This window comes from Wenzhouxiangella sp. YN1 (assembly GCF_056324145.1).
Genome location: NZ_JBJNIO010000133.1, coordinates 1 through 12,972, shown reverse-complemented (window position 1 = coordinate 12,972; position 12,972 = coordinate 1). Strand labels below are relative to the sequence as shown.

The 12,972-nt window shown below is 61.7% G+C and carries 16 protein-coding genes and 1 tRNA gene; 15 read left to right on the top strand and 2 right to left on the bottom strand.

Features of this window, described 5'->3' with window-relative positions:
• Positions 1 to 4 precede the first annotated feature (4 nt).
• Positions 5 to 964 carry a peptidoglycan DD-metalloendopeptidase family protein gene (locus ACEWQZ_RS05930; protein WP_476482153.1) on the bottom strand — a complete coding sequence of 320 codons (960 nt, stop codon included), beginning with the start codon at positions 962 to 964 and terminating at the stop codon, positions 5 to 7.
• 114 nt (positions 965 to 1,078) lie between these two features.
• On the opposite strand from ACEWQZ_RS05930, the gene ACEWQZ_RS05925 reads away from it, so the two are divergent.
• Genes ACEWQZ_RS05925 through ubiA form a run of 7 tightly spaced genes read left to right on the top strand, consistent with a single transcriptional unit; the run spans position 1,079 to position 7,029 of the window.
• The gene (locus ACEWQZ_RS05925) at positions 1,079 to 1,309 is read left to right on the top strand and encodes a glutaredoxin family protein (RefSeq protein ID WP_476482152.1); all 231 of its coding nucleotides are present in this window, start codon (positions 1,079 to 1,081) and stop codon (positions 1,307 to 1,309) included.
• Between the two features lies 1 nt (position 1,310).
• A complete protein-coding gene (locus ACEWQZ_RS05920; RefSeq protein WP_476482151.1) occupies positions 1,311 to 3,128 on the top strand; it encodes a DegV family protein in 1,818 nt (605 codons plus the stop codon).
• On the top strand, positions 3,121 to 3,759 hold the full coding sequence (gene plsY, locus ACEWQZ_RS05915; protein ID WP_476482150.1) for a glycerol-3-phosphate 1-O-acyltransferase PlsY: 639 nt from the start codon (positions 3,121 to 3,123) through the stop codon (positions 3,757 to 3,759). Before ACEWQZ_RS05920 ends, plsY begins: the two co-directional genes overlap by 8 nt.
• A 29-nt stretch (positions 3,760 to 3,788) precedes the next feature.
• Positions 3,789 to 4,745, top strand: coding sequence for a biotin--[acetyl-CoA-carboxylase] ligase (locus ACEWQZ_RS05910; protein ID WP_476482149.1), 957 nt, complete (start codon positions 3,789 to 3,791; stop codon positions 4,743 to 4,745).
• A complete protein-coding gene (locus ACEWQZ_RS05905) occupies positions 4,735 to 5,469 on the top strand; it encodes a type III pantothenate kinase (RefSeq protein ID WP_476482148.1) in 735 nt (244 codons plus the stop codon). The genes ACEWQZ_RS05910 and ACEWQZ_RS05905 overlap by 11 nt, the downstream gene beginning before the upstream one ends.
• A complete protein-coding gene (locus ACEWQZ_RS05900; protein ID WP_476482147.1) occupies positions 5,466 to 6,134 on the top strand; it encodes an SPOR domain-containing protein in 669 nt (222 codons plus the stop codon). The genes ACEWQZ_RS05905 and ACEWQZ_RS05900 overlap by 4 nt, the downstream gene beginning before the upstream one ends.
• A gap of 4 nt (positions 6,135 to 6,138) precedes the next feature.
• A complete protein-coding gene (gene ubiA / locus ACEWQZ_RS05895; protein WP_476482146.1) occupies positions 6,139 to 7,029 on the top strand; it encodes a 4-hydroxybenzoate octaprenyltransferase in 891 nt (296 codons plus the stop codon).
• Positions 7,030 to 7,036: 7 nt separating this feature from the next.
• On the opposite strand, the gene ACEWQZ_RS05890 is transcribed toward ubiA, so the two are convergent.
• Positions 7,037 to 7,738, bottom strand: coding sequence for a double zinc ribbon domain-containing protein (locus tag ACEWQZ_RS05890; RefSeq protein WP_476482145.1), 702 nt, complete (start codon positions 7,736 to 7,738; stop codon positions 7,037 to 7,039).
• 48 nt (positions 7,739 to 7,786) lie between these two features.
• Between ACEWQZ_RS05890 and ACEWQZ_RS05885 the strand changes: the two genes are divergently transcribed.
• The 8 genes from ACEWQZ_RS05885 to ACEWQZ_RS05850 all read left to right on the top strand — a co-directional run bounded on the left by ACEWQZ_RS05885 (position 7,787) and on the right by ACEWQZ_RS05850 (position 12,818).
• A complete protein-coding gene (locus ACEWQZ_RS05885; protein WP_476482144.1) occupies positions 7,787 to 8,617 on the top strand; it encodes a methyltransferase domain-containing protein in 831 nt (276 codons plus the stop codon).
• Between the two features lie 91 nt (positions 8,618 to 8,708).
• Positions 8,709 to 9,053 (top strand): DUF3144 domain-containing protein, encoded by a 345-nt coding sequence (locus ACEWQZ_RS05880; protein WP_476482143.1) that lies wholly within the window; start codon positions 8,709 to 8,711, stop codon positions 9,051 to 9,053.
• 6 nt (positions 9,054 to 9,059) lie between these two features.
• Positions 9,060 to 9,136, top strand: a tRNA-Ile gene (locus ACEWQZ_RS05875).
• Positions 9,137 to 9,575: 439 nt separating this feature from the next.
• On the top strand, positions 9,576 to 9,833 hold the full coding sequence (locus ACEWQZ_RS05870) for a hypothetical protein (protein WP_476482142.1): 258 nt from the start codon (positions 9,576 to 9,578) through the stop codon (positions 9,831 to 9,833).
• A gap of 58 nt (positions 9,834 to 9,891) precedes the next feature.
• Positions 9,892 to 10,434, top strand: a complete 543-nt coding sequence (locus ACEWQZ_RS05865) for a hypothetical protein (RefSeq protein WP_476482141.1) — start codon at positions 9,892 to 9,894, stop codon at positions 10,432 to 10,434.
• Positions 10,435 to 10,906: 472 nt separating this feature from the next.
• Positions 10,907 to 11,536 (top strand): hypothetical protein, encoded by a 630-nt coding sequence (locus ACEWQZ_RS05860; RefSeq protein ID WP_476482140.1) that lies wholly within the window; start codon positions 10,907 to 10,909, stop codon positions 11,534 to 11,536.
• An 81-nt stretch (positions 11,537 to 11,617) separates the two neighbouring features.
• A complete protein-coding gene (locus ACEWQZ_RS05855) occupies positions 11,618 to 12,433 on the top strand; it encodes a DUF5677 domain-containing protein (protein ID WP_476482139.1) in 816 nt (271 codons plus the stop codon).
• A 103-nt stretch (positions 12,434 to 12,536) separates the two neighbouring features.
• Positions 12,537 to 12,818, top strand: coding sequence for a hypothetical protein (locus ACEWQZ_RS05850; protein WP_476482138.1), 282 nt, complete (start codon positions 12,537 to 12,539; stop codon positions 12,816 to 12,818).
• Positions 12,819 to 12,972 lie beyond the last annotated feature (154 nt).

Below are 12,972 nucleotides of genomic sequence, written 5' to 3'. Positions count from 1 at the left end.
CGAATCACTCCACTTCAAGCCATTGCCCCGGGCTCGGAGCGATGGCTTTTGAATCCGCACCCTCGAACTCGAACGGCACCGATGTCAGCTGCATGTCGCGATTGACCTGCACGGCAAAGTGCAGGTGCGGACCGGTACTGTAGCCGGTATTGCCCGAGCGGCCGATGCGTTGGCCACGCTCGACGCGATCTCCCGGGCGCACCTCGACGCCTTCGTAATCGAGGTGGGCATAGAGCGCCATGGAACCGTCGTCGTGGAGAATGCGCACGAAGTTGGCGCGCGGCCCATCGTATTCAAGATCTTCACCGGCGCCGTGAAAATAGCGCGCCACGTCCATCACCACGCCCTGGCGTGCCGCATGCACGGGCGTACCCAGCGGCGTCTGGATATCCACCGCGTGGAAGCCCGATGGCGTGCTGTGGCTGTGCTTGCCGCCAAAGGCCTGGCCAATGCGGAAACGGCTGCCGGCGGGAATCGGCGGCCGATAGGCTCGCCGCGGCTGGTGACGGGCGCCCTGGCGCCCCGGCGCGGTGACGGTTTCGAAGCGGTAGGACCAGGCACGGCGCTGATTGCGGGCAGCAAAAGCGACCAGCTCGCGCTCCTGCAGGGCCGCGAGCACGAAATCTGCCGGCAGGCGCGGCTCGCTGATCACGTTGGTTCCCTCGACCAGTGACACCCGCACGCTCACCGGGCCCTGGATGCGATTGCGAAACCGCCAGACGGGCGCATCGCGGCTGCCCGACTTGACGGTATCGATCAGGCGTTGCGGCTCGGCCCGGGCGCGCTGAACCGTGACCTCGCGATCCGTCTCGGGTTTCTGGTCGGTGAAATGCTTGATCCCATCTTCATCTTCCCAGATGTAGATCGTCTGCGCCAGCACAAGCGCCGGGAACAACAGCAATGCCGGAATCATTGACCCGGCAGAAAAGCGCAGCGCATTCAGCCGACTTGATAGCGTTCTCATGTCACCCCTCCCGGGCCTGTCCTGCGTCGTTCGGCAGCCGCCCCCGGGCACGCTGGAATAACAAGCGCTAAAATGAAATACTTGCCAACCGCGAAACTTTTCCGGCTTGAAGCCATGACCATCAATCTCTATACACGCCCGGATTGCGACCTGTGCACCAAGGCCAAAGCGCTGCTTGCCGAGGGCGGCTTCGGCAAAGTATACGAAAAGGTCAATATCGAGTCCGACCTGAAGCTCATCGAGCAATACGGCGACAAGATTCCGGTGCTGCACAACACCCGAACCGGCGAGAAGCTGTCCTGGCCGTTCACCGCCTCACAGGTGCGCGAACTGGTCGCCAACTGACGTGTCGCAAGCCGTTTTTCAGGTCGATGCACAGCGGCTGCAGCAAGCACTTCTGGCCGGCATCGCCAACGTCTCCCGTCGCCGCGACCACATCAACGCCATCAATGTCTTTCCGGTGGCCGACAGCGATACCGGCACCAACCTGGCTTTTACCCTGGCGAGCGTACGCGAGGCCATCGAGGATCGCGCTTTCAACGGCAGCCTGCCGGAGCTGCTGTGCCGCATTGCCGATGCCGCGCTCGACGGCGCCCGCGGCAACTCGGGCGCCATCATGGCGCAGTACTTTCAGGGCCTGAGCCAGTCGGCGCGGGAGCTTCAGACGCTCGATGGCCAGCACCTGGCGCAGGTTGCGGCCGCGGGCGCGCGTTCGGCCTGGTCGGCCATGTCCGAGCCGGTACCCGGCACGCTGCCGACCGTGCTTGAGGATTTTGCCGACGAGCTGCTGCGCGTGACCGGCAGCGGCATCAATGACATTCGCCAGCTTTTTCGACGCGGCCTGGCGCGCGCGCGGCGCTCGCTGGCGGCCACGCCAGAGCAGCTCAGCGTCCTGCGCGAGGCCGGAGTGGTCGATGCCGGTGCTCAGGGCTTCGTCGACCTGCTCGAGGGCATCTGGCAGTACGTGCGCAGCGGGCAGATACCGCAGCTCAACGCGGTCGCTGCCCCACCGCCCGCCTCCGGGCAGCGGGCAACCGCTGCGCCGGACAAGCACCGTTTCTGTACCGAGTGCCTGGTTGAAGGCCAAGGCATTGCCGTGGCCCGACTCAGACAGCGGCTGGAAGCACTCGAAGCCAGTTCGCTGGTAGTGGCCGGCAGCGAGCGCCGGGCGCGGGTCCATATCCATACCGACCGCCCCGGTGAAGTGTTCAACCTGTGCAGCGAATTCGGCGAGCTGACGCAGCAAAAAGCCGACGACATGACGCGGCAGCACGGTCTGATGAACCATACCGGCACGCTCGCCATCGTGACCGACTCGGCCGCCGATCTGCCCGATGAAGAAATCGAGCGGCTGGGCATTCACGTAGTGCCGGTACGGCTCAACTTCGATGACGCGGAGTTCCTCGATAAACTGACCATGACGCCGAGCGAGTTCTACGCGCGCCTGGCTGATTCACCGATCCATCCGCAGACCTCGCAGCCGCCACCGGCCGATTTTCGCCGCCAGTACGAGCTGCTCACCTCGCACGGCCTCGAGGTGCTGGGCATTCACATCGCCGGGCGTCTGAGCGGCACGCTGCAGGCTGCCCGCCAGACCGCCGAGCGCAGCGACCCCGAAAATATCGAGGTGATGGACAGCCGCAATGCCGCCTGTGGTCAGGGCCTGATGGTGCTCTGGGCCGCCGAAGCCGCGGCCAGAGGCTGGGACCGCGCGGCCATCCGCGCCCGTTTGACCGAGATGCGCGGGACCTTCCGCACGCATGCGCTGATTCGCGATCTCAGCTGGGGTGTACGCGGCGGCCGGGTCAAGCCGTGGATGGAAAAGCTGGCGCGCAGACTGCGGCTCAACCCGGTGCTGACCGTCTCGGCCGCGGGCGAGCTCACCACGCGGGGCGTGATTGCCGGTCGCCGGCACGCCCTGGAGAAATTTGCCCGCTACCTGCTGCGCCGGATGGACCAGCAAGCCAGCTATCGAATCATCATCAGCCACACCGACGCCGAGACCGACGCGCGGGCGCTGCGCAAACACCTGCTTGCCGCACACCCGCGCGTGGACGCCTGCTGGGTGGTTGAAGCCAGCCCGGCGGTGGGCGCGCACGCCGGGCCGGGTATGCTGGCGGTGGGCATGCATATCTGGAACCCGCCGGAGAAACACCATGATTGAACTGCTGCTGACGCTGCTGGGCGGCTATCTGCTGGGTTCGATTTCCGGTGCCCTGCTGCTGGGTCGGCTGCAGGGCATTGATATCCGCACCATGGGATCGGGCAACGCCGGCGGCACCAACGCCCTGCGCACGGTCGGCTGGCGCTTTGCCCTGGCGGTCGTGCTGGTCGATGTCGGCAAGGGCGCCATTGCGGCCGGGCTGCTGCCGCTGGCCACGTCTTTGCTGACCAGCCAGCCGCCGGACTTCATCACCCTGGCAGCGGCCGCGGGCGGCGGCGCGGTCGTCGGCCATGTCTGGCCGCTGTATTTCCGCTTCAAAGGCGGCAAGGGCGCCGGGACGGCAGTGGGCGCGATGGCCGTCATCGCCCCGTGGTGTCTGGCGCCGCTGCTGCTGGTCTGGGTGGTCACCATCATCGGCACCGGCTATGTCGGGTTGGCTACCATTCTGGCCGGCCTGAGCCTGGTGCCGTCGATGTGGCTGCTCGGCCCCAAACCCCTGCCGGCCGCGCTCGGCGTACTGGCCATTGCGCTGGCGGTGCTGCTGGTGTTCACCCACCGGGGTAATCTTGCGCGCATGCTGGCAGGCGACGAAAGCCGCTTCGAGAAAGCACGCCTGCTCAAGCGACGCTGAAAGCCTGCTGGACGAGCATTTGGACGACGATGAAACCCGGTCTGTACGAACTCTACACGCGCCTTTCCGACGGCGAGCTACACAACGGCGCCGAGCTCGCCGCAGAGCTGGGGATCACCCGCGCTGCGGTCTGGAAGCGCATGCAGGGCCTGCGCAAGCTGGGGCTGGAAATCTCCGGCACCGCCGGCGACGGCTACCGCCTGCCCCACCCGATCGAGCGGCTCGACGCAGACGCCATACGGGCGCAGCTCGACCACGACGGAGTCGGGCTGGAAGTCGCCGGCGCGGTGGATTCGACCAACACCCGGCTGATGGCGGCGGACACCCCGCACGGCCGGGCGCTGATCGCCGAGGCCCAGACTGCCGGCCGCGGCCGGCGCGGGCGCCATTGGCTGTCGCCGCCGGGCAGCGGTCTGTATCTGTCGCTCGCCTGGCGTTTTGAATCCGGCCTGGCCGGGCTGTCGCTTCTGAGCCTGGTGGTAGGCCTGAGCGCCGCGCAAACGCTCGAACAGCTCAGCGGCGCTGCGGTAAAAGTCAAATGGCCCAACGACCTGTTCGTGGGCCACGCCAAACTCGGGGGCTGCCTGGTTGATCTCGGCGGCGCTGCCGAAGGCCCGTGTCGCGCCGTTGTCGGCGTCGGCATCAACCTGTCGCGCACGCCCTCGCTGAATGCACTGGAGCAGGCCTCGACCGTGCTCGAAGAACATGCCGACAAGCCGGTTGGCCGCAACGCGCTCGCTGCCGGGCTGATCAATGCGCTGGCCAGAGCGCTCGCTCGCTTCGACGAACGCGGGGTTGACGAGCTGATGGCGCACTGGCCGCAGTTCGATCTGCTGTACGATAAACCGGTGACGGTCACCCGGGCCGACGGCCACAGTTTCCCGGGCACTGCTCGGGGCATCGACCGGCAAGGCCGCCTGCTGCTTGAGGCCGACGGACAAACCCAACCCATTGTCAGCGGCGAGGTCAGCGTTCGTGCCGCATGACCTGATCGTCGACATCGGCCACTCGCGCATCAAGTGGGCGCGCGCAAAAGAGGGCCAGCTCGATCTGCCCAGCATTGGCCGGGTCATGACCGACCAGCCCGACGCGCTGTTTGCCGCCCTGCAGGAGGCCAGCTGCAAGCACGCTCTGATCTCGGGGCAATCGCGGCCTGAAACCGTCAACCGGATCGCCGATGAACTGCAGCAGGCCGGGACGCAAGTCGATATCATCACCACCGGTGATCGTCCGCTGCCCGTGGCGCCGGCGTACAAGTCGCTGGGCTGCGATCGCTGGATGGCGCTGCAGATGCCATGGCAGCAAGAGCGACGCGCCTTTGTCGTCGTCGACAGCGGCACCGCCATCACCGTCGATGTAGTCGACGGCAGCGGCAAGCACCGAGGCGGCTGGATCATGGCCGGCATCGAAACTGCGCGCAACGGCTTGTTCATGCGCGCACCGGGGCTCAATCGGCCGCTGCCACAAGCCGGCGACATCGAGCGCCCGGCGCGTGGCACCGGCACCGCGCTGGCTCGCGGCGGGCTGATTCTGGCGGCCGGCGGCATCGAACACGCCGTTGCCGCGGCCGAACGCGCCGTTGACGATCAAGTCAGCCTGTGGCTGACCGGGGGCAACGCCGCCGAGCTGATCTCGCACCTGAGGCGAGAAGCCCGGCACCAAAGACACCTTGTGCTTCACGGCCTGGCATTGGCAACGCAAGCGACATGAACAACATCAACTGGCGCTGGCTCGCGGTCGCGCTGTTTACAATCAACACCATCGTATTCGTGCTTGGTCAATTCACGACAGCGCCACCACCGGTGCGTGAGGGCGAGCTCCCGCCGCTCGACCCCGCGCTGCCGCGTGCCGAGCTGGTCGAGCGCAGTCACGAGCAAAGCGAAGACAGCGGCCCGCGCTGCTATACCATCGGCCCGCTGCCCACGCTGCTGTCCCGGCAACGGGCCAGCGATCGTCTCCGACCCTTCGCCAGCCACCTGCAGCTGCGCCAGACCGAAGCCGACCACGACCGCGGCTGGTGGGTTTACCTGCCCGCCAGCAGCCGCAACCAGGCCCTGTCGCTGACCCGCGACCTGGCCGAGCGCGGCGTCGAAGACTACTATGTGATCGCCGGCGGCACGCTTGAAAACGCCGTTTCGGTCGGGCTGTACGAAAACATCGACAACGCGCGCGAGCGCCAGCGGCGCATCCGCGCCATGGGGCTCGACGCGCAGCTGGAGGTGCGGCGCGAAACGGTACCCCAGTTCTGGGTGGATTACCGTGTCGAGCCGGGTGAATCACCGCCGTGGCGGTTCATTGTGCGCGCCTCACCCGGCGCACAGCGCGTCCAGGTGCCCTGCACGGAATACCGCCTGACGACGGCAACCGGAGGCTGACGGCATGGAGTTTCGCCTGCGCGCACGCATTTTCTCCAGCGCGGCCGGCCCGTGGCTGCGGCTGATGCGCTTCGACCGCCCCATCGGTATCGCCCTGCTGTTCTGGCCGACCTGGTGGGGGCTGTGGTTTGCCGCCGGCGGCGTGCCCGGCCTCAAGAATCTGGTGATCTTCACCCTGGGCGTCGTCGTCATGCGCGCGGCCGGCTGCGTGATCAACGACTACGCCGACCGCGATCTCGACCCGCACGTCGGGCGCACCGTCGACCGCCCGCTGGCCACCGGTGAGATTCGCCCCCGCCAAGCCCTGGCGCTGTTTCTGATCCTGCTGGCAATCGCTTTCGGCCTGGTGCTCCTGACCAATAAACTGACCCTGCTGCTGGCCTTTTTCGGCGCGCTGCTGGCCGCCACCTACCCGTTCTTCAAGCGTTTCACGCACTTTCCGCAGCTGGTGCTGGGCGCGTCGTTCAGCTGGGCCATTCCCATGGCCTTTGCCGCCGAGGCCGGGCAGGTGCCCGCCCTGGCCTGGTGGCTGTTTGCGGCCAACTTCGTGTGGACGGTGATCTTCGACACCGAATATGCCATTGCCGATCGCGCCGATGATCTGAAAGTGGGGGTGAAGTCCACCGCCATCGCTTTCGGCCGCGCTGATGTGCCCATCCTGGGCGCGCTGATGGGCGTGATGACCGCCCTGCTGGTACTGATAGGACTGCGCCATTTGCCCGAGCCGGCGTGGTTCATTGCCGTCGGCCTGGTGTTCATCCACTTTTTGATCCAGCTGTGGCGAATTCGCAACCGTGATCCGGTCGCCTGCTTCAAGACCTTCTTGAGCAATCACTGGGTGGGTCTGTTCGTCTGGGCCGGGGCCGCCATCGCGCTGGCAATGCAAACACCCTGAATCCCGTTCAGGCCCTTGCCACCACCCAGACATCCACCCGCTTCACGCCGGCCTGACGCAGCGCTCGTGCGCAGGCATCCAGCGTCGTGCCCGTGGTCATGACGTCGTCAACCAGGGCCACATGCGAAATCTTTTGGCCTACCGCTCGCACACGAAATGCGCCGCGCACGTTGGCGCTCCGACGCCCGGCCGGCAAGCTGGACTGCGATCGCGTCGCGCGGCGTCGCAGCAGCAAGGGCGCCACGGGAATGGCGCCCAGCGCCGCTGCCAGATCATCGGCCAGCATGCGCGACTGATTGAACCCGCGCCATAACTGACGCCGCCAGTGCAGCGGAACCGGCGCCAGCACCCGGGGACGGGGCGCACCCAGCGCCGCCAGACGACGCGCGGCCAGACCGGCCAGCGTGCGCCCGGCCGCCAGATCGCGATGGAACTTGAAGCGATGCACCAGCCGCTCGACCGCGCCGGTGTACTCGAAGGCCGGCCAGGTGCTGTCGAAAGCGGGCGGACGCCGAACACAGCGGCCGCATACAACGGTGGTAGAGGCCAGGCCCAACCCGCAACGCAGACAGCGGCGCGCAACAACCGGCAGATCGGACTCGCAGCCGGCACAGCAATCAAGCCCCGGCCGCCCGCGCCGGGCACAGATCAGGCATACTGGCGGCAGCAGCCAACCGGTACGCCCGGAAGACGATATTTCGACCCGCATGACCGCCCGCCCCCGGATGGTTTCGTACAGCACACAAGCCTACCACCCATGAACGAACCGGCCGACACCGCCCCGATCCGGCAGCGCTTCGGCGCACTTGCCGAGCACTACGACCAGTACTCCGCCATATTCGACGAAGTCGGCACGCGCCTGCTTGAACGTCTCGACGGCCTGCGGTTTGCGCCCGAGCGCATTCTCGACCTCGGCTGCGGCACCGGCCGACACAGCCTGGCCCTGCGCACGCGCTATCCTGACGCCCGGCTGCTGGCCGTGGATCACGCCGCGCAGATGCTGGCCATGGCCCGCAGGCGCCGCGGGCGCTGGCGACCGCGCTTCGAGCTGGCCTGCGCCGATCTTTCCGCCCTGCCGATCGCCGAAGCCAGTATCGACCTGGTGTTTGCCAACCTGTCGCTGCAGTGGAGCCCGGATCTGGCAGCGACCCTGGCCGGCCTGCGTCGCATCATGCGCCCGCGCGGCATCATGATGATGACCCTGCCGGGGCCGGACACCCTGCGCGAACTGCGCCAGGCCGGGGCCATCATCGAAATGGGCATTACCAACCACGCCCAGGAAATGGGCGATGTGCTCACCCGGGCCGGCTTCCAGGAACCGGTCCTCGACACCGACTGGCTGACCAGCACCCACGCCAACCTGGATCAGCTGCTCGAAGAGCTGCACCAGCTTGGCCTGAAGTGCCGCCTGCCCGTGGGCCGGCAAGCCTTCGAAAGCGCCCTGAACGGCCAGCAAACCGCCGTCACCTGGGAAATGCTCTACACCACCGCCTGGTCGCCGGACGAAGGCCAGCCCATCCGCACCGATGCGGGCGAGGAAGCCAGCGTTTCAGCCGCCAGCCTGGGCATCCGCAAACGTCGCAGCTGACAACGAAATCGCCGGCGATCGTGGTATTCTTTCGCCTCTGCCGGCGGTGCGTCTGCCGGACACCAACACACCCGATTGATTCGAGCCTTCCATGTCCGAACAGCAAAAACAGATCGACGCCCACAACCAGGCCACCAACGAATTCATCGAACTGGCCAACAAGATGGTCAACGAACGCGGTTTCGAACAGAACCTGGTCTCGGCCGCACTGATGGCCGCCTCCGGCGTTTACGCCACCTTCGTGGCCGCCGGAAACCAGGGCTTTCTGGCCGAAAACGGCGTCGAAAGAGTCGCCAGCATGTACAAGAACAACCTTGCCTACATCCAGAAGCGCAAGCACGAAGAACTGGAAGCCCAGGGCCTCAAACCCAAGCCCATGGCCGAAATCCAGGGCGACGCCAACAACCCCACCGACACCGGTTCCGACGACAGCTGACTGCCCGGGCCCATAGCTCAGTTGGTTAGAGCACCCGACTCATAATCGGTTGGTCGCTGGTTCAAGTCCAGCTGGGCCCACCATTTTCAAACCTCGAAGTTCGAGGGGTAGGTCCGAAACCATAACTTGTCCGTTTCGGACAAGTTATGTTGAAAATATCGCATAACCTGTCCGGCTCGTTGGTTCGAATCCGACCCGGAAAATCAAGAGCATCAAGGAGTTGTGGCGATATCGCAGTCTCTTTTTTCTGCCTACAACCCAATTGCGTAACGATTGCGTAACACTGCCGGCACCGCTCCGGACCGCTTGCGCCCTGCCCTGTTACGCAATTACGACACCAACCCGCGCCGATTTCCTACAAGCCGCCCTACCGATCTCGGACTGACTCCCCGACAGATTTCTGGCATTCTCAACGCGTGGTCGGGACTGTCCTGGGTCCGAGACCGACCGAGATCACCGAACCGCCGGGGCCAATGCCAGTGGCCGGCCCTGGGCGGCTCCATACAAGCGAGGAAATTTCATATGGCATGGAAGGGCATCGTCTACGGTGACATCGACCAGGTTCGTCCGATAGTTCTGGAATGGGCCGAGCAATTCCAGTATGCAGAACGGCACATTTCATTCGAGGAGCGGGAGTTGCTGACCTCGGAAAGCGATGTGGGTCACTTGGGCGTGATGATTTCGATCAGCGTTCCAGTTAACCCACCACAGATCAAGGCACTACTCGGCAGGATCGAAAGGGATGTGGGCGGCCGTGCTTATGCTTGGCGAATGAATTGAGATATAGATTCAATCTGAACCGACACGCCATAAAACAAGCACTTAAGCTGTAGCGCTCATGAACGAAAAACGTCCCTATCCTAAGCACTACATTGGGTATGCCATCCAATTCCACCGCGCTGGAAAAGCAATCATCACAGACCTAGATGAGGAGATCCCAGTTAACCCTCAGCTTGCTGTATCAATTGGCCTATTCCTTCAATCAATAGAACTTTGTGGCAAATCAATTCTCAGGTCGATCGGTATTAGCCAGCGAGCTATTCGAAAGGGTTATGCTAATCACGATGTGTACGAACTTATGCGTGACGCACAAAACGCGGTTACTGCATTGCCTATTCCCGATCTTGAGGAGTTCTCCAGCTTCTTGAATCATGAGGTCCATATCTTCGCCTATAGCTTCAGGGGTAACTTGGGCCAACTGCTCAAACGCCTATCCGAGAAAAACCAAGCTGGCAAGCCTAGAAACTATTTCTATCCAGATCATCATGTATTTGTCGCGCTAGAGCCTCCAGGCCTGAACATAGCCATTGAGCAAATGACGCACAGACTGATAAAGGATAGCTCCAAGATTGCACGTGTGTTGGGATGGGATGTGCCGTAAGCCCCGACCGCCCGCCGGTTTCCGGGCCGATCCAGTAGCAAATCCCGCGGGTTAGTCGGGATGTTCGTTTATGGGAAAACAAACAGGGGCGCGGGATGCACAAACGGCAGGACGGGTGGTAGGAAACGGTTATACGCTGCCACTGGGACTGACTGCAGGCGAATAGGAAGTGCACCGAAGCCGAGCTCGTGCTTCGCAGCCACATTTGCCCGGAAAGCCCCCCCATGGCATATTGCACTCCTGAAAGAACTACGGGTATAGCGGGGAGTCGGCGCTGCCGAGAGTAGAGGTTTTGGCAACTATATCTGCGAATTGCCACATAGCAGCGGCACCGCCCGGACCAAAAGGCGGAGCCTAAGGCACTTGCAGTCGCCGACCCTGAAACCCACAGGATAAACGGTGAATTCGCCCTCTTAGTCACTATAAACTGATTTCCACAGATAGTTGCAAGTTAAGCAATATAGGTCAGTCTATGAAGATTTTCGTAAGTAGACCAACAAAAGTAACTCCGGAGTTTAGTGACGGCCTTGAGGTCTTCTTGACATGTCTTAGGAATATGGGTATTGAGCCTCACACCTTGGGTGCAACGGACTATCCTACGAAGGCGCCTTTGGATGAAGTGATCGAGGTTCTAGACCAATGCAAAGGCGCAGTCATCCTTGGGTATCCTCAGATTGCTATCAGTTCGGGTCGTATAAGAGAGAAAGAGATAGAAGGCGCTTTTGTCCTCCCAACTGAGTGGAATCACATTGAAGCTGTCCTAGCTTACGCCAAAAGTCTGCCCATTATGCTTGTTAACCACAAAGGTATTTCGAGGGGTGTGTTTGATCGTGGAGTTATGAACGCGTTTCTCCATGAAGTAGACCTGACTAGAGATTCGTGGTGCATGGACGCACCCATTAATGGCGCTTTACAAAAGTGGAAGAAAAGTTGCGAAGAAGGGAAGCCGAACTTTCCCTTGAAAAGTGAATTGAAAAACGACGTACCCCTGTGTCCAAACTGCTCAACACCCTCAAAGCCTATCTACCTTTCAACAGTTCCTAAACATATGAGACACCTTGCAAAATGGGTGTGTTCAAAATGCAATTACCTGGAGCAGTAATGCTTAACAAATCGCTCAAGCTCGCTCCGGTCCTTCGGCCCTCGGCCGGACGCGCTTACGCGCGCCGCTTAGCTAATCGTTATGCCTGAAGATTCCAGTTCAATAAACTTCCGGGGCGATGGGTTCTTGAGTGGAGAGGCCCGAAGCTTAAGCCAAGCTTTGCTTGACCCCCACGCAGAGATTCTTGAGAAGATTCCCGAGATACTATGCGAAATCCAAGAGTTCTGCCGAGACCAAAAGGTAACTACCCTGGAATCAAGTACGGACAAACAAAAAGTAATAGCGATTGTGGTGTGTGCTCGTGTTATCGAAATCACAGAGGCAGCGCTTCTGCTTATGCGGCATGGCATGTCAAACGAAAGCTCTAGTCTACTGAGAATCTTCCTAGATGCCTACTTTGTGTTTGGCAACATCTGTTCTGATGAGAATTTTGTTTCCCAGTATTTTCAATCTGATGAGGCGGCGCGACTTAAGCTTATGAATGTCGCATTAAACCGAAGAACAGAACTATTTGAAAAGCTCAGAGAATACGCGGAAAGGGAGCGGGATCAGCTTAGTGAGAAAATTGAACAGGAAGATATTCAGGCATTCCAAAGCTACGCGTATGCCGCCAATCTTGGCGCGGAAGACATCTACGATAGCATGTACCGCTTATCAAGCCCGTCTCTGCATACGGCTCCGAGGTCATTGGAAGTCTATGTGGAAGAGGACCAAGGAGGGCGAATCGTGGTTATAAAGAATCATCCTCAGCTAGAGGATATTCCTCAGTTAGCATACACATTGGCTACCTTCTTGGTGAAGGTATATAGTGGAGTTACTGAAGTATTTGATAAGAACGATCCCGACAGAATTGAGCAGCTAGCTAGCGAGGTGGAGGCCTGTGTGCAGAAGGAATGACAAATCGCTCGAGTACGTTCCGGCCCTGTCTGGCGCCCACCGGACGCGCCAGAGGCGCGCCGCTTAGCTCAGATGTAATGTGCCCTAAGAGAAGTGTCAGAATATGGCAGCTGTAGATCTCGAGGAACTGGAAGAACTCCTCAATCAGGTGGCGTTTGCCTCTAGCAAGAAGGAGGGTGACGTCGTTGCTAAGAGACTTGAATTCCTCGCATCCAGCCTGAGGAGCGAAGTTAGTGGCTATACGGCAGGAAAGCTAGATCAAGCAATAATATACGCGAAGGCAGCGTCGGGTCGAGTAAAGGACAAATATCACCAGCTACAGAGAATGAAAAATGCCTGGTATGTATTCAAGAACGACATCCGAGATGCTAACCCGAACACATAATAAATCGCTCAAGGTAAGCGTTCATTCCCGACCGTTACTGGTCGATCCACTGCACGTCTGATACAAGCGGCTTGCTGGCGAAGTGCTCTTTCCACAGCCTGGGCGTGAGCTGCTCGACTTTGCTGGCCGGGTGCTGACCTACGCGCTGGAGCAC